Source organism: Pseudoalteromonas sp. P1-26 (genome assembly GCF_001401795.1).
Lineage (GTDB): Bacteria > Pseudomonadota > Gammaproteobacteria > Enterobacterales > Alteromonadaceae > Pseudoalteromonas.
Genome location: NZ_LKDX01000025.1, coordinates 1 through 18,663 on the forward strand (window position 1 = coordinate 1; position 18,663 = coordinate 18,663).

The 18,663-nt window shown below is 40.8% G+C and carries 17 protein-coding genes and 1 tRNA gene; 5 read left to right on the forward strand and 13 right to left on the reverse strand.

The genetic code is table 11. The features are described from left to right. Positions 1-4 precede the first annotated feature (4 nt). Positions 5-81: transfer RNA gene (locus AN394_RS12985), tRNA-Pro, on the reverse strand. A gap of 341 nt (positions 82-422) precedes the next feature. On the opposite strand from AN394_RS12985, the gene folD reads away from it, so the two are divergent. Beyond that, on the forward strand, positions 423-1,277 hold the full coding sequence (gene folD / locus AN394_RS12990; protein ID WP_054553151.1) for a bifunctional methylenetetrahydrofolate dehydrogenase/methenyltetrahydrofolate cyclohydrolase FolD: 855 nt from the start codon (positions 423-425) through the stop codon (positions 1,275-1,277). A gap of 50 nt (positions 1,278-1,327) precedes the next feature. On the opposite strand, the gene AN394_RS12995 is transcribed toward folD, so the two are convergent. Both AN394_RS12995 and cysS read right to left on the reverse strand, forming a co-directional pair. Next, positions 1,328-2,212, reverse strand: coding sequence for a DMT family transporter (locus tag AN394_RS12995; RefSeq protein ID WP_055021713.1), 885 nt, complete (start codon positions 2,210-2,212; stop codon positions 1,328-1,330). A gap of 136 nt (positions 2,213-2,348) precedes the next feature. Next, complete coding sequence (gene cysS, locus AN394_RS13000; RefSeq protein ID WP_055021714.1) at positions 2,349-3,728, reverse strand: cysteine--tRNA ligase; 1,380 nt, start codon at positions 3,726-3,728, stop codon at positions 2,349-2,351. A 177-nt stretch (positions 3,729-3,905) separates the two neighbouring features. Here cysS and AN394_RS13005 point away from each other — a divergent pair, with 177 nt between their 5' ends. The 3 genes from AN394_RS13005 to AN394_RS13015 are packed head-to-tail and all read left to right on the forward strand — an operon-like array spanning position 3,906 to position 6,034. Continuing rightward, positions 3,906-4,397, forward strand: a complete 492-nt coding sequence (locus tag AN394_RS13005) for a peptidylprolyl isomerase (RefSeq protein WP_054562080.1) — start codon at positions 3,906-3,908, stop codon at positions 4,395-4,397. Positions 4,398-4,451: 54 nt separating this feature from the next. After that, complete coding sequence (locus AN394_RS13010) at positions 4,452-5,186, forward strand: UDP-2,3-diacylglucosamine diphosphatase (RefSeq protein ID WP_054562081.1); 735 nt, start codon at positions 4,452-4,454, stop codon at positions 5,184-5,186. Positions 5,187-5,236: 50 nt separating this feature from the next. Then, positions 5,237-6,034 carry a transporter substrate-binding domain-containing protein gene (locus AN394_RS13015; RefSeq protein WP_054562082.1) on the forward strand — a complete coding sequence of 266 codons (798 nt, stop codon included), beginning with the start codon at positions 5,237-5,239 and terminating at the stop codon, positions 6,032-6,034. On the opposite strand, the gene AN394_RS13020 is transcribed toward AN394_RS13015, so the two are convergent. The 3 genes from AN394_RS13020 to miaE all read right to left on the reverse strand — a co-directional run bounded on the left by AN394_RS13020 (position 6,027) and on the right by miaE (position 11,138). Next, positions 6,027-7,928 carry a sensor histidine kinase gene (locus AN394_RS13020; protein ID WP_055021715.1) on the reverse strand — a complete coding sequence of 634 codons (1,902 nt, stop codon included), beginning with the start codon at positions 7,926-7,928 and terminating at the stop codon, positions 6,027-6,029. The genes AN394_RS13015 and AN394_RS13020 overlap by 8 nt on opposite strands. Positions 7,929-7,933: 5 nt before the next feature. Then, the gene (locus tag AN394_RS13025; RefSeq protein ID WP_055021716.1) at positions 7,934-10,156 is read right to left on the reverse strand and encodes an EAL domain-containing protein; all 2,223 of its coding nucleotides are present in this window, start codon (positions 10,154-10,156) and stop codon (positions 7,934-7,936) included. Positions 10,157-10,379: 223 nt separating this feature from the next. After that, complete coding sequence (gene miaE, locus AN394_RS13030; RefSeq protein ID WP_055021736.1) at positions 10,380-11,138, reverse strand: tRNA isopentenyl-2-thiomethyl-A-37 hydroxylase MiaE; 759 nt, start codon at positions 11,136-11,138, stop codon at positions 10,380-10,382. Positions 11,139-11,368: 230 nt separating this feature from the next. On the opposite strand from miaE, the gene AN394_RS13035 reads away from it, so the two are divergent. Then, positions 11,369-11,968, forward strand: a complete 600-nt coding sequence (locus AN394_RS13035; RefSeq protein WP_054553157.1) for a Yip1 family protein — start codon at positions 11,369-11,371, stop codon at positions 11,966-11,968. Between the two features lie 82 nt (positions 11,969-12,050). Here the strand turns inward: AN394_RS13035 and purF are convergent, their stop codons facing one another. The 7 genes from purF to AN394_RS13070 all read right to left on the reverse strand — a co-directional run bounded on the left by purF (position 12,051) and on the right by AN394_RS13070 (position 18,660). Further along, positions 12,051-13,577 (reverse strand): amidophosphoribosyltransferase, encoded by a 1,527-nt coding sequence (gene purF / locus AN394_RS13040; RefSeq protein ID WP_054562087.1) that lies wholly within the window; start codon positions 13,575-13,577, stop codon positions 12,051-12,053. An 18-nt stretch (positions 13,578-13,595) separates the two neighbouring features. After that, positions 13,596-14,090 carry a CvpA family protein gene (locus AN394_RS13045; protein ID WP_036969851.1) on the reverse strand — a complete coding sequence of 165 codons (495 nt, stop codon included), beginning with the start codon at positions 14,088-14,090 and terminating at the stop codon, positions 13,596-13,598. Positions 14,091-14,401: 311 nt separating this feature from the next. Further along, positions 14,402-15,055 (reverse strand): SPOR domain-containing protein, encoded by a 654-nt coding sequence (locus AN394_RS13050; protein ID WP_055021717.1) that lies wholly within the window; start codon positions 15,053-15,055, stop codon positions 14,402-14,404. 11 nt (positions 15,056-15,066) lie between these two features. Next, positions 15,067-16,332, reverse strand: a complete 1,266-nt coding sequence (folC, locus tag AN394_RS13055) for a bifunctional tetrahydrofolate synthase/dihydrofolate synthase (protein WP_055021718.1) — start codon at positions 16,330-16,332, stop codon at positions 15,067-15,069. A gap of 25 nt (positions 16,333-16,357) precedes the next feature. After that, positions 16,358-17,233 carry an acetyl-CoA carboxylase, carboxyltransferase subunit beta gene (gene accD / locus AN394_RS13060; protein ID WP_055021719.1) on the reverse strand — a complete coding sequence of 292 codons (876 nt, stop codon included), beginning with the start codon at positions 17,231-17,233 and terminating at the stop codon, positions 16,358-16,360. Between the two features lie 158 nt (positions 17,234-17,391). Continuing rightward, positions 17,392-18,186, reverse strand: coding sequence for a tRNA pseudouridine(38-40) synthase TruA (gene truA / locus AN394_RS13065; RefSeq protein ID WP_054553162.1), 795 nt, complete (start codon positions 18,184-18,186; stop codon positions 17,392-17,394). A 141-nt stretch (positions 18,187-18,327) separates the two neighbouring features. Beyond that, positions 18,328-18,660: a Na+/H+ antiporter subunit G gene (locus AN394_RS13070; RefSeq protein ID WP_054553163.1), complete on the reverse strand. Its 333-nt coding sequence runs from the start codon at positions 18,658-18,660 to the stop codon at positions 18,328-18,330. Positions 18,661-18,663 lie beyond the last annotated feature (3 nt).

Below are 18,663 nucleotides of genomic sequence, written 5' to 3' on the forward strand. Positions count from 1 at the left end.
AAAGTGGTCGGCGATGCAGGATTTGAACCTGCGACCCCTTGGACCCAAACCAAGTGCGCTACCAAACTGCGCTAATCGCCGATGCTTACCGTTGTTTGCGAGTGACCTCGTTAACAACGGGGTGCATAATAGTGATTTGACCGAGTCAGGTCAAACATTTTTTTAAGAAAATAATTCAATCGGTCACTTTTAGTTCATAATGGTTAAATATTGCAAATATAAGCTAAAATTTGAACTCTTTTTTATAAAGTAGCGCTTTATATAAGATTGCATCTTGGCGCTATGATGCTTTTCTGCGAAAATACGCAACATAAATAAATATGATCAAACAAACATGATTTGTGTATCCACGCCCCCTTTATTGGATAATCATATTTAGATGTATCAGTATCAAGTTAACTAACCCCAATTAAAGGTCACCCATGACGGCAAACATCATCGATGGTAAGGCAATAGCTAAACAAGTACGCAGCAATGTAGCAGAGCGAGTTGCAGAGCGTGTAGCGAATGGATTACGCGCTCCAGGACTAGCAGTAGTGTTAGTTGGTCAAGATCCAGCTAGCCAAGTGTATGTTGGTTCTAAACGTAAAGCATGTGAAGAAGTCGGCTTTGTATCTAAGTCTTACGATTTACCTGGCGACACAACTGAGCAAGATTTACTTGCATTAATAGATCAACTAAACGAAGACAAAGAAGTAGACGGTATTCTAGTACAGTTACCTTTACCTCAGGGTCTTGATGCTGAAAAAATTCTTGAACGCATCACACCACATAAAGATGTTGATGGTTTCCACCCTTATAATATTGGTCGTTTAGCTCAGCGTATGCCGGCACTTCGTCCTTGTACACCGAAGGGTATTATCACCCTACTCGACTCTACCGGTGTCCGCTACAAAGGTATGCACGCAGTTGTTGTTGGTGCGTCAAACATTGTTGGTCGTCCTATGTCACTTGAGCTTTTACTTGCAGGCTGTACAACAACGGTGTGTCATAAGTTTACTCAAGATTTAGAAACGCATGTTCGCCGCGCTGATTTATTAGTTGTTGCGGTTGGTAAACCTGAGTTCATTCCGGGTGATTGGGTTAAAGAAGGTGCTATCGTAATTGATGTAGGCATTAACCGCCTTGAATCTGGCAAGCTTGTTGGTGATGTTGAATACGATATCGCTGAACAAAAAGCACATTTCATTACACCAGTACCAGGTGGTGTTGGCCCAATGACTGTGGCAAGCTTAATCGAAAACACCCTTGAAGCGTGTGAAAAGTACCACAGCTAAGAAGAGCTAAATTATTGCAAAAGGCTGCCAATTGGCAGCCTTTTTTGCTTTTAATTGTTTTGTAGTTTGAACTGCCTAAGCTTTAGCATCTGGGGGAGCACTGAAAACACAATCATCAAAAACATTAATAGGTATTGCCAGTCTTGATATTGTTCGTTTATGAGTAAAACAGCGCATACTATTCCTGCGATTGGATTAGCAATAGTGCCGAATGAAAACTCAGCCACAGTCATGCGTCCTAATAACCAAACATACAGAATATAGGCGATAGCGGTATTGGGCACGATTAACCAAAATAGCGCAGAATATTGCAGCGCTGAGATAGGCTCAAATATCACTTGGTATTGTTCTGGGTGAAGTAAACTGCCATCAATAAACGCAGCCAATAATAAAATAGTGCCACCAATGATTAACTGCCAGGTAAGCACAACCCACCAATGTATATGCACCGACAAACTTTGTACTAAGGTGCTACCAATCACAATAGTCAGTAAGGCCCCAAATAAAGCGGCCACTCCCAATACATTTAATGACACATGTGCTGGGTCGAACAACAGCCAAGCCAATACCACCAGCGCTATAGCGCAAATTGCTTGAATTTTTGCAGGTCGCTGTCCTTTAGTAAGCCAAGCATATAACAAAGCCACAACTGGCACAGACACCATCCCTACCCCTGCTATAGCTGCAGGAAGATTCACTGCCATGATAAAAATAAAGGCAAAAAATAGCGCGATATTCACCGCACCTAAAGTCAATAAACTTGGCCACTGCGAACGGGTCGGCAAACTAGGTTTAAGTAATAAAAGTAATAACCCTGCAGGTAATGCACGTAATGCGCCTAATAAAAGTGGCGGCCAATCAGGTGTGGCATATTTGGTCACTGCATAGGTGGTGCCCCATAAAAAGGCGGGGATCATGGCAAGTAAAATATTCAATGTCTGTCCTTGTTAATACGAAGAGATGGCAAGGTAAAAGCTCAAGTACAGTTGAGGTCAATAGCTATATTGATTAAAAACAAAAAAGGTTGCCTCGTTGGCAACCTTTTTTATTGAGTTATGCTTCGATGAATAGTTAGGCTTTACGCCATGTTGTTTTTCCAGCTGAATCTTCAAGTACCACACCAAGCGCATTCAATGCATCGCGTGCTTCATCAGCTGCCGCCCAATCTTTGCTTGCGCGGGCTTCGTTACGTTTTGCTATTAACGCTTCGATATGTGCTACTTCGTCGTCAGCTTGGCCACCTTGTAAAAAGGCTTCTGGGTCTTGTTGTGCTACCCCTAATACCTCAGCAACACTGCGTAGTACATAAGCTAGCTTACCTGCTTGCTCTGCATCGCTATCTTTAACACGGTTTAGCTCTTTTGCTAATTCAAATAATACTGGTAGTGCTTCAGGTGTGTTAAAGTCATCATCCATCGCTTTTCTGAATTTAGCCACATATTCATTGCTAGCTAAATCGCACTCGATTGGCGTTACGCCACGCAATGCAGTGTAAATACGTTCAAGTGACGAACGTGCTTGCTCAAGGTTTTCTTGCGAATAGTTAAGCTGGCTACGGTAATGACCTGAAATTAAGAAATAACGAACTGATTCAGCATCGTATTCTTTTAAAACGTCACGTACGGTAAAGAAGTTGTTTAAAGACTTAGACATCTTCTCTTTATTAACCTGAACCATACCTGTGTGGATCCACGTATTAACGTACTTGCCGTTATTTGCACAGCATGACTGAGCAATTTCGTTTTCATGGTGCGGGAACTGTAAATCTGAACCACCACCGTGAATATCAAAATGTTCGCCTAAGTGCTTAGAACTCATTGCCGAACATTCAATATGCCAACCAGGACGACCCTCACCCCATGGTGAAGACCATGACGGCTCACCTGGCTTGGCTTTTTTCCAAAGCACGAAATCAAGTGGATCTTGCTTATCTTGTGCAACTTCAACACGAGAGCCAGCTTGTAGCATGGTTAGGTCTTGTTGTGATAAAGCACCGTACTGCTCAAAGGTTGATACATCAAACAATACATCACCGTCTGCAGCAACATACGCATGGCCTTTGGCAATTAAACGCTCAACCATAGCGATTATTTCATCCATGTGGTTTGTTACTGTTGGCTCAACATCCGGACGCAGCATATTTAAGCTGTCGAAATCTTCATGCATGGCTTTGGTCATACGAGTCGTTAAATCATTAATTGACTCACCATTTTCGTTAGCACGTTTAATGATTTTGTCGTCAACATCAGTGATGTTACGAACGTATTTTAAATCGTAACCGATGTGGCGTAGGTAACGCACAATCACGTCAAAACCAACGAAAGTACGAGCATGACCAATGTGACAGTAATCATAAATGGTGATACCACACACGTACATGTCGATTTTGCCATCAACAAGGGGTTTAAACTGCTCTTTTTGTCGCGTAAGTGTGTTGTAAATTTGTACCATTTATAAAATGTCCTTAACGGTGTTTCGAGATTCTCTATGGTAACACTTGCAAAGCCGCTGCTCTAGCGCTTTATCAATTGAATAAGCACTTTGTTAATCGTTTTAAACAAGCTCTTTGTTAATCAAAGACAACTACTATAAAATAGCCCCATTATTAAACCTGATATAGGAAACCTCATGGTTGTACTACACACAAACTTTGGTGACATCACTATCAAGATGCACGAAAGCGATGCACCAAACACAGTTAAAAACTTCTTAGAGTATGCGAATGCTGGCTTTTACAACGGTACTATCTTTCACCGTGTAATTGATGGCTTCATGGTACAAGGCGGTGGTTTTGAGCCGGGTATGGTTCAAAAAGAAGTAAACAACCCAATCGAAAACGAAGCAAACAACGGCCTTGCAAATAAAGTGGGCACATTAGCAATGGCACGTACGCCGGATCCACATTCAGCAACTGCGCAGTTCTTCATTAACGTTAACGACAATGACTTCTTAAACTTCAGCAGTGAAACATCACAAGGCTGGGGCTACTGCGTGTTCGCAGAAGTTGTTGAAGGTATGGACGTGGTAAACAAAATCAAAGGTGTTGCTACTGGCAGCGCTGGCTTCCACCAAGACGTACCTCTTGAAGATGTAATCATCGAAAAAGTAACGGTTAGCTAATTTAATCGTTTAGTCTTTTTAAGCGGGCCTTTGCCCGCTTTTTTGCGAGTAACCATGAAACAAAGTTATTTTATTGCCGACCTCCATTTAACAGAAAACCGCCCAGACATCACTGCGGCATTTTTTGATTTTCTTGATAGCAAGATTATTAATGATGACGTTGATGCACTGTATATTTTGGGTGACTTTTTTGAAGTATGGGTAGGTGATGACTATCAAACTGACCTTTCAAAGAGTGTTGCCGCACGTTTAAGCCAAGTCAGTGAAAGTGGTACTGAGGTGTTTTTTATTCATGGTAATCGCGATTTCATTATGCGAGAAGACTATGCAAAAAGCGCAAGTATGACTTTACTACCTGAACAAGTTGTTATTGATTTATACGGTACTCCAACAGTTATCTTGCACGGTGATGAAATGTGCACTCAAGATATTGAATATCAAAAGTTTCGTAAAAAAAGCCGTGGTTGGTGGTGGCCAAAACTAATGCTTGCTATGCCGCTTTGGTATCGTAAGAAGATTGCCCGCAACGCCCGCGAAAAATCAAAACAAAGCCAAGCTGGCAAAGCCTTAGAGATTTTAGATGTTACCGAAGATGCGGTTTTAGCCATGTTTGAAAAGCATCAGGTTGCTAATATGATCCACGGTCATACTCACCGCCCTAATGTGCATCACTATAAGCAAAATGGAAAAACACTAACCCGCACTGTACTGGGTGACTGGTATGAGCAAGGTTCATACTTAAGAGCTACTCCAGAGCAGCAAAAACTAGTCCATACGCCCTTTAAATAGCCGATATTTTAACTATGCTTTAACCAGTATTGTCAAAAAATGCATTATCTATGATGAGTCGGTTAAGCCTTTTATGTTGTTGTTTACTATTTAGCTTTTCAATCAATTGCCAAACTTGGCAACTGGTCACAGAGCCGTTTCCTCCTTATTTTATTGATAAGCCAAACAAGCCGGGCTGGCTGCACGAAGTCATCATCGCAGCACTGAAAACACAAAAACATCAAGCCACCATTGAATACACCCACTGGGGACGTGCTCTAAAGCTTGCCAAACGCCATAAACGTGTTGCAGTGCTAGGTGCTTTTTATACCAAGCAAAGAGCAAAAAATTTTACATATTCACCTTCATTAGCTACCGCACATACCGTGTTATTCAAGCGTGTTGATAGCAAAATTACCTACACAGGCTCTTTGTATTCATTAAAGCCATATACAATTAGCAAGGGTGAAGACTATGTGGTTAGTGAGCAATTTGAGCACCACCCAAACCTTAGCGTAGTAACAACGGGTAGCTTGGTTGAGAGCTTATTGCTATTAAAGCATGGTCGTGTTGATTTAGTTGCAGGCACAAAAGAGGTTGCCTTGTATTGGCTCGATAATAGCGAGCGCTTACAGCAAGCAAAGCAAACAGAATTAGAAATAGTTACCCCCTATCTTGCTACTCAACACTTACATGTGATTACTGATAAAAATCACCCTCAGGCTGAGTATTTCCAACAAAATTTATCTTTAGGTCTTAAAGCAATTACGGCGTCAGGCAAGCTTTTAGAGATACTGAAGCATTATGAACTGAATGAAAAAGAAATTAGTCACATTACGCAACTATATGAAAAAACCTATGCTAACTAATTTTGTTCTTTTTCAAGCGTGGCAAGGTTATCTTAAACTGCGTTGCGATTCCTTCAGGTAGGTCTTTGCTTGCAACTAGCTGGATTTTTCCGTTAAGAACACTCGTAACCCATTCATGCACAAGGTACAAACCTAACCCTGTATGACCATGGTTTCTAGATGTAGTCACGAAGGGGTCAAATAAGTTACTACGCAAAGAGTCATCAATCCCACAACCATTATCAGAAACGCTAATACAAAGGTCACCTTGTTGATTTAAATGTACATGCAATTGAATTTGTTTGTTATCAAGCTCGTCAAAGGCGTGAGAAATTGCATTAACGATTAAACTCTCAATAACCTGAGAGATAATCCCAGGGCGACTAACAATGTCTTTTTTGACATCGATTTTAGTTTCTATGGTTACTTTTGAAGCTTTAAAGCGGGATTTTAAACCAAGTAGTAGATCATCGATGACTTTTTCGATATTAAAGCTAATATATTGATCGTTTGACCGATCATGGGCCATTTCTTTAAAGCTCTTCACATGATCAATAGCCTTCTCTAAATTTACTCTTGAAAGCCTTAAATTATCGGCAACTTTTTCTACGCTTGATTCTAAAAACTGCTTAGTAAAGCCTTCATCTATTTTATCTTTGAGTTGTTGATTAATTAATTGTGCATTCGATAGTGAAATAGCAGCACCACCCAGTGGCGTATTCATTTCGTGGGCTACACCAGACACCATTAAACCGAGTGATGACAACCTTTGTGCTTCAATGAGTTCACCTTGTAGTTGATGCTGCTGTTTTATGTAGCGTTGTAACTTACTATTGGCTGTAAGCAGCTCCTGCTGTTCGTGTTCTAAGTGCGCTCTGGCTTTAATAATCTTACGTTGATCTCGATAACTGCGTTTCAGATATAAACCAGAAATTAATATCAAACTAATAGCACAAGCTAAAGCGATAATAAAAGATCGTAAGATAATCTCGTTTTGTACAGAATCATCCGCCTTTACCAGTACAATAATATCGTTTGTACCATTTGCGCTATTATTACCTAAGGTCATTTTTAAAAAACTAGTTGCATGACTGTGCGATGCAATAAGATCCTGATATTTCGGCAGTTGGGCGATTACTTGCCATAATGAGCTATCTTCATTTCTGAGTGTCAGCATAGGTTGCTCCAGCATAAACCCCCACTCTTTATCTTTGTGTGGATGTAACAACCAATAACCTTCGCCATTAATTAATTGTATTTGTGCTTGTAAGGTGCTGAGTGACTTTATTTGCTGTAAAGTTTTCGACAGGTCAAAATTGACAACCACTAACCCATCTAGAATAAAATCATCGCTTGTGGTTCGGTAAGATGCTCTTAATGTTGGTTCATACGGTGTAACAACTGCGCCACGCTCTACATTTAAATCTATTGGCGTGATATAAACTTCACCCTTCCTGTGCTCCATCCCCTCGGTAAAATAATAACGGCTACTTTTATTTTGTAACTGTTTTGTTGGTACTCGCTCCGCTTGCCCTGCTTTAAAGTTAACCCGATACCTTTCTTGGCCTTCACTATCTAGCCAACGTATTTGAGAAATGTTTTCTGCGGCTAAACCAAAGTTCACAAAATGGGTTTGTATTTGATGCTCAAGTAATGCGCTTTCACCACTTTGCTTTAATATATCATCGGCCACCAGCAACTTAACAACTTTACGTACATCACCAAGCTCCCTGCTTAGGGTATTGTGAGCGGCAAGTAAGGTATTATCTTGCAAAAGCATGACACTACTTTTTTGTATTTGGTATTGAATCACATAAACCATCAAGCTAATTAATAAGCTAACAGCAACCATGACCATAAATTTAAAAAGTAGACTTTTTTTCAGTGGCTTATATTGGCTTGTTACTTCTACCATAAAAGTTAATTAGACCTGCCCTTTAGCCACTGCAATGCATCATCATAAAACATGGGTTTTGCGTAATAGTAGCCCTGGCCTATATTACACCCCGCCTCAATAAGCCAGTTGTGTTCGGCTTCTGTTTCAATACCCTCTGCTGTTACTGCAAAGCCAAATTTTTCTGCCAGCAACATTATCATTTCGATAATGTGTTGGTTAGATTTTGACTCTTGAATATCGGTTACAAAGCAGCGATCTATTTTTATTATCTGCGCAGGAATTTCACTAATATGGGCAAGTGACGAATAGCCAGTACCAAAGTCATCAATACTAATTTTTATACCCAAGCCCGCAAAACGACATAAACATGTATTGATCTTTTCATAGTTAAAAATTGCTTGGGTCTCTGTTACTTCAAGCTCAAGTAACGAAGGTGAAATGCCATATTCCTCAATACGTGCCGCAATCTCAACAAAGTAATCATCGGCTAACAAATCAAACGTAGAGGCATTAAACGCGATTGGCAAACTAACGCCCTGCTCTGCAAATTGCTTAATCGTCTGCATTATTTTATCGAAAATAAGTTTATCTAACTCACTAATAAGTCCTGCAGTTTCGGCAAGTTCAATAAACTCATCGGGTCTGACAAATGTTCCATCATCTCTTTGCCATCGCGCCAATGCTTCAAAACCAATCACTTCATTTGTTGTTAAATTAACCTTGGGTTGTAGGGCTACTTGGAGCTCTTTGTTGCGTATTGCGGTGCGCAGCTCTTGCATCAATTCATAGCGCCGTGTAATCGCTTTGGTATTATCTAACGTATAATAGAGAAGCTCAGCTCTTTGTGTGTTTTCATCATTAAGAGTAGACTCTGCTAAATTGAATATTTGCTCTGCGTTATGATCTTCAAAGGCGATTAATTGCATAACTAAAATACGCACATCTAAATACTGTTTTACCCCATCAATTTCAAAAGATTGACGTTTTAAAGAGTCAACAACGCTTTCATCTTCAAATGCATGGCTTGACACTAAAACACCTAAACAATCACTTTTAAAAACAGCGATACGAGGGTGATACGGCGCTAAGGCTTGCAAAATATTCTCGCGCATTTTTAGATGTGTTTTTTTACAAAATTCATGACCAAACCGAAAAGACTTTTCGTCAAACTGAAGTATCTCAAACACCACTAACTGAGTTTCAGCTTGTTCGTATTTGTTCATGTTATCGATTTCGCGCTGGAGCCAGTTCCTGTTGGGCATGTTTAGCGTTATATCGGTGTAAGCAAGCTCAGTAAGGCGGTTCATCAGTGCAATATTCGAAAAGCCTGTACTGACATTTTCACTAAATACCTTTAGTAAAAATACATTATGCTCGTCGATGGGAACATCTGATTTAACAATCGTGATGTAATAGCTAACATCAACATCAGCGGTATCAAAATAAAAAACACTGTAATGCTCAGAAAACACATGCTCTTTTTTATCTCTTGCTAAAATATACGATTGCTGTGCTTCTTCACTGAGCACATCAGTGCTGAGCTCTTTACCATCAAGCCCTCTGTAACAACCGACACTAGTAAGAACTTTTGGGTGTTTATCAACGTGCTTTTCATTGCCAACGCATAATACGCCGCCTCCCTTAGATAGATGCAAAATTTTACCTATTTCATCTAGCACCGCATGAGAAAATGCACGTATGTCGTGTTTACTATTAATGCTTCTTGCCGCATCAAGTACTAACTGCAGTCCTTGTTTGGCATTTGAGATTTGCGAAATATATTGATACGTACGAAGATGGCTACTAACGATAGATTTAAGTTTATCTACCGTCATGTCAGACTTATTCCAATATTCGTCAATATCAAGCGATTGCATTACTTGTGGTTCGGGGGCAAAGCTTGGCTGCCCTGTTAATAGCACTATGCGTATATCGTTGTTGCCTAATACGTGGCGAATAGTATTCACAAGTCGTAGGCCTGAATCATCTTCTTCCATTACCACATCAAGAAATACAATAGCGATGTCTTTGTGACGCGATAACACAGACGATGCCTCTGACACTGAATTTGCCGTTAATACCTCAAGAGACTCATTGTTATCTAGAGATATGGCATTAAAACTGTTTAGTAATGCTTGTTGATAATTTAAGTCGTCTTCAACCGTTAAAACTTTCCATGTTTTTTGAGTATGCGATTGTTCAGAAGCATCTTCTTTAAACTCGAAAGGCACATTAGAATCACGCATGACTTCTCCTTTTAACAACTTATGATTCTATCTTACGAATGTTAATAGCAACCTAGGTCAAAGGTAGTGCAAGATTTTAAAAGATACAAATTATTTACTAAAACAATAAATGAATAAGTATTAGAAAAGTAATGAGAATTAGTTAATTTGAATAGGGGTAAAACCCACTAATTTGGCAAGATAAATGAACTAGAGCGCCAAACAGGCGCTCTGATTTAATATATTATGCAGGCACACCGCTGTGAAATTTAAAGTCTTCATCTGGGGTTGAAATAAGCTCAGCTTCAAGTTGACCAAAAAATTCAACACGCTCAGTAATATCAAACTCACTGATTTCTTGCGCAAGAGTTAAATAATCTTGGTAATGACGCGCTTCAGAGCGCAGTAGTGAGATATAAAAATCACCTAAGCGTTTATCAACATGTGGGGCTAATTTAGCAAAGCGCTCACATGAACGAGCTTCGATGTAAGCACCGATAATTAACTTATCTACCAAGGCATCAGGCTCGTAAGTTTTCACGTGGCGCAGCATCCCTTTGGCATAACGGCATGGGGTAATGCTTTTATATTCAATACCGTATTCATCCATGATCTCAAGGACTTGATAAAAGTGATGTAACTCTTCTTTGATTAGCATCACCATTTTATCAATGAGATCTTGCCCATAAGGTGAGTTAGATTTTGGGATCATTGATTTAGTCAGCTTGTTTTTATCTGCAAGCTCACGCCAATCTCCTTCTCGCTTATATACAAGCGTCTCAAATGGTTTTAACCACTCAAGCAACGCATCACTACTTTCTTTATCAACCGCGTACTTACGAATTAAAAACATGGCAGACTGAGCTGCTTTTAATTCACAGATAAGATGGTCGATTAAAACCACATCTAAGTTTTCTTTTTTGGTTGCCGCAGCAATCCACTCATCAGGCGTTTCGCACTTTAAAAAAGAATGAATGGGCGCTAATAAATCAGAATAAGGCACTGAATAACTTCTCATCAAAAATCTTAATTCGATTTTATCACATAAATTAGCCCGCGTTCCATGACCCACATCAGTGCAAAGTAATTTTCTATATGCACTAAAGAGTTACATTTAATCGGCTATATCGATTATTTCAGCTTCTTGACAAGATTTAATTACTGAACCATAACTTAATCAAAGCTGTACAAAAATAAAACAGCTCATATTCCTTTTTTACAGGGGCAATGATTATGATTCTAAACCACTTATGGGGCTTATACGCTCACCCACTCGAAGAATGGCAAACAATTGATAACCGTCACGAAAGCTTGCGCTATAGCTTATCGCACATTTTATTAATCGCCTGTATTCCTTCATTAATGGGCTACTATTCATCAGTTTATTTGGGCTGGAGTATTGGCGCAGGTGAGGCTGTATATTTAACCCATGATAGTGCATTACTTATCGCGGTTGCGATGTACTTTGCACTAATTGCGGGCGTTTTTGCACTGGCATATTTAGCTCATTGGATGGCAGTGACCTTTGGCGCAAAACCCACCTTTACACAAACCCTAGAGCTTGCAGCTTATACTGCAACGCCGGTATTTATGTCTTCATTTGCGGCATTCTTACCTGAACTATGGTTTGTGGTATGTGTAGGCCTTGTAGCACTGGCCTACTCAGTTTACTTACTCTACACAGGGGTGCCAATTTTAATGCACATTCCTGAAGAGCGAGGATTTATCTATGCCAGTTCAGTAGTCACCTGTGGGCTGATCTTACTGGTAATTATTTTAGCTGCGACAGCTATTTTATGGACTAACGGAATTGTCCACCCTATGTTTACTTAAGTTCATTGTTATTTTCCTTTCTTTCCATAAACAAAAAAGGAGCTGTGAAGCTCCTTTTTTATACCAATCAAATCAAGGCTGATTAATCAGCGCTGTTTTCTTCTTGGTTATGTAACTCTAAACTTGCTGACATCGCATTTTCACGAGTTGATTTCGCTGAATCATTACGTAAACGGTCAATGTGGTTTAGGTAATCTTGGTCGATATCACCTGTGATGTATTGACCATCAAATACTGATGTTTCAAAACGGGTGATTTCTGGGTTTTCTTGGCTTACTGCTGAGATTAAATCATCTAGCGATTGATAGATAAGACCATCTGCACCAATGCTGGCGTTGATATCTTCAACTTCACGGCCATGAGCAATTAGCTCAGCTGCCGATGGCATATCAATACCGTAAACGTTCGGGAAACGAATCTCTGGCGCTGCTGATGCGAAGTAAACGTTCTTCGCACCTGACTCACGAGCCATCTCAACGATTTGCGCTGACGTTGTACCACGAACAATTGAGTCATCAACAAGTAATACGTTTTTACCTTTGAACTCACGGTCAATGGCATTCAGTTTTTGACGAACTGACTTCTTACGCATTTCTTGGCCTGGCATGATAAACGTACGGCCAATGTAGCGGTTTTTAACAAAACCTTGGCGGTATGGCAGGTTAAGAGCTGATGCAATCTCAAGTGCTACGTCACATGATGTTTCTGGGATTGGAATAACCACATCGATGTCTTTGTCAGCCCATTCACGTGCGATTTTCTCACCTAACTTAGTACCCATGTTTACACGTGTTGCATAAACAGACATACGGTCAATTGTTGAGTCTGGGCGCGCAAAGTAAACAAACTCAAAGATACACGGCGAGTAAGTTGCTTTTTCAGCACACGCTTGTGAGAAAAGTTGACCATCTTCAGTTACGTAAATTGCTTCACCTGGTGCAACGTCACGAACAAACTCAAAGCCATCTGTTTTTAAAGCAACGCTTTCTGATGCAAACATGTACTCAGTACCATTTGCAGTTTCACGCTTACCAAATACTAATGGGCGAATACCGTTCGGATCACGAAACGCAACAATACCGTGACCAATGATCATTGCAATTGTTGCATAACCACCGGTTACTTTATTATTCACTTCAGTTACCGCTGTGAAGATATCTTCAGCATCAAGTTTTAGCTTGTTCGATTTACTTAATTCATGCGCCATGATGTTAAGTAAAATTTCAGAGTCAGATGTTGTATTAACATGACGGCGAGCTTCTGAAAATAATTGCTGCTTTAATGCTTCTGCGTTTGTTAAGTTACCATTGTGCGCAAGTGCGATACCAAATGGCGAGTTAACATAGAAAGGTTGCGCTTCAGACGAGCTAGAAGAACCAGCTGTCGGGTAGCGAACATGGCCAATACCAATTGTACCTTGCAGACGTTTCATATGGCGTGTATGAAATACATCTTTTACAAGGCCATTGGCTTTACGTAAGCTAAACGTGTTGTTTTCAATGGTAATGATGCCAGCTGCATCTTGACCGCGGTGTTGCAAAACAGTTAAGCCGTCATATAACGCCTGATTAACAGGAGAAGTTCCGACTATGCCAACGATACCACACATTAAATTTATCCTCGCCGATTAACGGTTTACAGAATTTAAAAAGCTCGAGTTGTTTTCGAGGTACGAGAAGAACCACTCAACAACAAAGCCAAATTCTGGAATCAAAATAGAGTTGCCCCACCAATGCGTATTAGGTGCACCGGTAAAAGCATCAAGAAAGAAGAGTAACGCGCTTACGACCAACACGCCACGAAGAGCACCAAACACTATGCCGAAAACACGGTCTGTGCCAGATAAACCAGTACGTTGTACAAGTTCACCTAAAATATAGTTTAGTAACCCACCCAACAGGAGTGTCGCAAAGAATAATATGGCTATTGCGGCTGCATTTCTTAAAAGGGGTTCTGAAATACTTGTTAGGAAGGATGCTAAATATTGGTAAAACAAACTAGAGATGATAAATGCGCCAGCCCATACAGCTAATGACATTGCTTCTTTTACAAAGCCACGTATTAAGCCGATGATAGTGGATAGTGCAATAATGCCAAGTATGGCGTAATCAACCCAGATCATAAGAACCAACTAGTCGTTAATTTGGGGCGCATTCTATACCCAAACCACCTGTGGATGCAAGAATTCAGCATGAGATAAAACGCATTTAGGCAAGGCATTGATTGTAGGGAATGGTGTCCCCTTGTCAAAATCAATAACGCAGAATAAATGCGTTTTAGCCATGCCCTTCGGGCGCTTCACAGGGCTTCCACTACTGTGTTGTGGCAATTTGAAAGGTACCTACATTCCTGCATCGCCACGCCTTGTATTGAAAACCCTGTGATAGCGCTGAATCATGGATCTACAGGTGGTTTGGGTATTTGGATGCCAGATCATTTTGTAATTTCAAACTGAGTAACTTTGCCGTTTAACTTGGTTAACTGCTTTAACTCAGGAAGCTTACTTTCTAACTCTTTCTTGCTAAGTGAAGGACCTACAAAGACTTTTGTCAGTGTGCCGTTCGGGGTTTTAATTGGGCGAGTGAAGGTTTTGAAACCATTCGCTTTTAATTTTTCTTGTAGTGATTTCACATTAGGTGCGTGAGAAAAACTGCCTAGTTGAATAACATAAGCCATTTGTGTGAGGTTCTCTTCTGGCTTACGGGTTGGCTCAGGCGTTTTAGCAGCTGGCTTAGCAGGCTCTTGCACTGCAACTTTCGGCTCAGCTTTGTTAATTACCGGCTCATCAGTTGAAGCTTCAACCATTTGCGGTACAGTATCAATTTGCTGGGTTTCATTTGCGACAAGATCAGCATCGTTTGCTTGCGTATCTTCAACCGGGATTTGCGAAGGTTGCTCGGCAGAGGCGACTTTATTATCAATCACCTCTTGCAAGTCTATCGTAGTGAACTCAGGGCGTTCAGGAATAGCTTTAAAGCCTTCTTTATAATGAACCTTCTCACCATCCAAAATGTTTGGAATGAAGACAATAGCCGCCACAACCACAATCGTGGTGCCTACTAAGCGATTAATAAACCCTGCGTTCACCGATTTCCTCTCTATTTTTTAAAGTAATTGATGGCTGCAGCCACAGTTATAAACGAACCGAACACAATCACTAACGTGTTTTCATCAACATTTGGTAATAACGTATCTAGCGCAGTTTCAACACTCTCATAGTGCGTACTAGGCGCTGTTGATGTGGTTTCGGCTAGTGCTTTAGCAAGATTCTCAACTTTGTCGCCACGAAAACAATCTAAGCTTGCTAACGACCACTGGTCAACAACATTTGCCACGGCCGACATTGCAGCCACTTTATCTTTATCTGCAAGCATAGCGACTAATGCATGAATTTTAAACCCTTGATCTTTATACACGCTTAATTTGCGTGCCAAATATCGAGCTGACTCAGGATTATGTGCAACATCGGTAAAAACAAGCGGCTGCTGACTTAACTGCTGAAAGCGCCCTTCTACAGTTAGATTCGCCAAGCAATCACGCACTTGTTGCTCACTTGGCAATAGCTCAAGTTTTGCAAGTAGGGTCAACGCGGTTGCTGCATTTTGACAAGGGATAGCAGGCTTAGCTAAGCGCCAATCGTTATCTTGATACTGCCAGTTAAAGCCTTCATTATCTTCTGTGAATATGAAGTCTTGGCCTGATAGCACCATATCAGCGTTAATTTCATTACCATAATCAGTCACTGTATGCGGAATAGCTAAATCGCCAACAATAGCAGGTGTATTGGTACGGAAAATACCGGCTTTATCGTAACCAACAAGTTCTCGAGTATCACCCAGGTATTCTTTATGGTCTAAATCTATGGTGGTGATCACACAAGCATGCGGGTTCACGATATTAGTCGCATCAAAACGGCCACCCAGCCCCACTTCTAGCAGCACATAATCAACAGCGTGACGTTTAAAAATAGCCAGTGCGCCCAGAGTTCCATACTCAAAGTAAGTAAGCTGCGTGTCACCACGGCCTTTTTCGAGCATATCAAAAGCATCAACATGGAATTGATCGTCAAGCTCTTGGCCATTAATACGTACGCGCTCGTTATAACGAATAAGATGCGGCGAAGCATAAGTACCCACACTGTAACCCTGTGCAAGTAATAAACTTTCTAGGCAACGGGCTGTAGTCCCTTTACCGTTGGTGCCTGCAATTAGGATTATTTTGCTTGATGTATCGAGTAAGCCGACTTGGTTTGCCACGCGTTCTACGCGCTCTAAACCCATTTCGATATTAGCAGGATGGACACTTTCTAAATAACAAAGCCAATCATCAAGGCTTGATGATTGGCTAGGAAGGATTTCTGTCATAGCGTTTAATCAGTTAAGCTGAAATTTACGCTACTCTATGCTCTTGTTCAGTAGAAGGCAAGTTCATAAATTTCGCTAAGATACGTGCAAGGGTGTCACGCATTTCACGACGGTCTACAATCATGTCGATTGCACCATGCTCTAGCAAGAATTCACTGCGTTGGAAACCTTCAGGAAGCGTTTCACGCACTGTTTGCTCAATTACGCGAGGACCCGCAAAACCGATAAGCGCTTTAGGTTCAGCAACGTTTACATCACCAAGCATTGCCAGTGATGCAGATACACCACCCATTGTTGGATCAGTTAATACTGAAATAAACGGTAAGCCTTTTTCGCTCATTTTTGCAAGTGCAGCACTTGTTTTAGCCATTTGCATTAATGACATAAGAGCTTCTTGCATACGTGCGCCGCCTGATGCAGAGAAACAAATAAGTGGCATGTCGTGCTCTAAACATTGATCTACAGCTTCAACAAAACGAGCACCTACTACTGACGCCATTGAACCACCCATAAACGAGAACTCAAATGCAACAGCAGCAACAGGAATGCCTTTTAGGCGGCCCTTCATTGCTACAAGTGCGTCTTTCTCGCCACTTGCTTTTTGTGCTTGGGTAATACGGTCAGAGTATTTTTTAGAATCTTTAAACTTTAATACGTCTTTTGGTTCGTGCTCTGCACCAATTTCTTGGCGGTCAGCATCATCTAAAAAGTTTTCAAGACGTTTACGGCCACTTAAACGCATGTGGTGATCACACTTAGGACACACGTTGAGTGCTTTTTCTAATTCTGCTTTATATAAAATTGAATCACAGTCTGTACACTTAGCCCAAACCCCTTCAGGGATTTCTTTACGACCTGACGATTTAGTCGTTTTAGGTAAGATTTTTTCTAACCAACTCATTTGCAACTCTCTTAATGCTGTTCTGTGTCGCAGTCTGTTTAATTGGAAACACTCGCTTGTGTTTCTGATAACAAATAAACAGACAGATTTTTTCAATTAAAACATGAATTACCCGCAGACGATATAAAAAACTGGTCTTAGTAGTAGTCTACTAAAGTCTAACTGTCTGAATCAGGTAAAAACAAAGGCCCTAATGGTGTTTTAGGAATGCCAAAATGTTCTGGGTAATCCACATCAACTAAGTAAAGGCCAGCGGCTTTTGCTGTTGCACTTGCCTTAGCGCGCTCTTTTAAATCGAGTAATTCTTTTAACCACACAGGTTCATGCTTATGAAGACCAATGTCCATCAAACACCCGGTGATGTTTCGTACCATGTGATGTAAAAACGCATTGGCTTTAATATCAATGATCACATAATCACCTTGGCGTTTTACCGATAAATGGTGAATAGTACGATTAGCTGTATTTGCTTGGCAGTGTAGTGCTCTAAACGAAGTAAAATCATGCTCACCTATTAAATACTGACAGGCTTCTTGCATTTTAGTTTCGTCTAATGGGTGATGAAAATGGGTCACCCCTTCACTCATGATAGCGCCGCGATAGGTGTAATTATAAATCACATAACGATAGCGACGTGCTGTGGCACTAAAACGAGCATGAAAGTCTTCGCTTACAGGCTTGGCAAAGCGAATAGCAATATCTTTTGGCAGTAAGGTATTCATACCCATCGTAAACGCGACCATTTCACGCTCAGCGTGAGTATCAAAATGGATCACTTGCCCGGTGCCATGTACACCCGCATCGGTGCGGCCTGCACAAACTATTTCGACTGGATGATTACAAATACGCGACAACGCCGTTTCTACTTCTTGTTGTACGCTATTGACGTGTGATTGACGTTGCCAACCACTGTAACGCGCGCCGTTGTACTCTACTCCAAGTGCTACTCGCATAATGCTCTATTTACCTACTGTACTAAATGACGGGGCATTTTATGCGATCTACGAGCGCAATAAAAGCCACAGTAGTAGATCACATTGTTCTTATTAATTAGATATCACACCAATTCGCTTAACTATTATTGCGAGCTGGTATTAATCTTCTTCGATGTTATCGAGGCCCTTGGTGCCATCTTTAGCACGAAGCTTGTGGTGGATGGCTGATTTGATCAGCATATAGCCGCTAATAGGTGCGGTGATCAGTAAGAAAATCGAAATCAAAATTTCTTTCACACTGATGCCATCGTGGGTGTAGCTAAAATACACCATGGCAGCAATTAGCAATGATGCCATGCCAAGCGTTGTTGCTTTAGTTGGACCATGTAAACGCATAAAAAAGTCAGGCATTTTCACAAGTCCGATTGAACCTATAAGAATAAAGCAACCACCAATTAATAATAAGATTGATACAATCCATTCACTCATCATTCG

What these genes read in the sequence shown, in the direction of transcription:
- folD (WP_054553151.1), top strand. Translation starts at nt 423, where the DNA reads ATGACGGCAAACATCATCGATGGTAAGGCAATAGCTAAACAAGTACGC.
- cysS (WP_055021714.1), bottom strand. Translation starts at nt 3,728, where the DNA reads ATGGTACAAATTTACAACACACTTACGCGACAAAAAGAGCAGTTTAAA.
- AN394_RS13005 (WP_054562080.1), top strand. Translation starts at nt 3,906, where the DNA reads ATGGTTGTACTACACACAAACTTTGGTGACATCACTATCAAGATGCAC.
- AN394_RS13010 (WP_054562081.1), top strand. Translation starts at nt 4,452, where the DNA reads ATGAAACAAAGTTATTTTATTGCCGACCTCCATTTAACAGAAAACCGC.
- AN394_RS13015 (WP_054562082.1), top strand. Translation starts at nt 5,237, where the DNA reads ATGATGAGTCGGTTAAGCCTTTTATGTTGTTGTTTACTATTTAGCTTT.
- AN394_RS13020 (WP_055021715.1), bottom strand. Translation starts at nt 7,928, where the DNA reads ATGGTAGAAGTAACAAGCCAATATAAGCCACTGAAAAAAAGTCTACTT.
- AN394_RS13025 (WP_055021716.1), bottom strand. Translation starts at nt 10,156, where the DNA reads ATGCGTGATTCTAATGTGCCTTTCGAGTTTAAAGAAGATGCTTCTGAA.
- AN394_RS13035 (WP_054553157.1), top strand. Translation starts at nt 11,369, where the DNA reads ATGATTCTAAACCACTTATGGGGCTTATACGCTCACCCACTCGAAGAA.
- purF (WP_054562087.1), bottom strand. Translation starts at nt 13,577, where the DNA reads ATGTGTGGTATCGTTGGCATAGTCGGAACTTCTCCTGTTAATCAGGCG.
- AN394_RS13045 (WP_036969851.1), bottom strand. Translation starts at nt 14,090, where the DNA reads ATGATCTGGGTTGATTACGCCATACTTGGCATTATTGCACTATCCACT.
- folC (WP_055021718.1), bottom strand. Translation starts at nt 16,332, where the DNA reads ATGACAGAAATCCTTCCTAGCCAATCATCAAGCCTTGATGATTGGCTT.
- accD (WP_055021719.1), bottom strand. Translation starts at nt 17,233, where the DNA reads ATGAGTTGGTTAGAAAAAATCTTACCTAAAACGACTAAATCGTCAGGT.
- truA (WP_054553162.1), bottom strand. Translation starts at nt 18,186, where the DNA reads ATGCGAGTAGCACTTGGAGTAGAGTACAACGGCGCGCGTTACAGTGGT.
- AN394_RS13070 (WP_054553163.1), bottom strand. Translation starts at nt 18,660, where the DNA reads ATGATGAGTGAATGGATTGTATCAATCTTATTATTAATTGGTGGTTGC.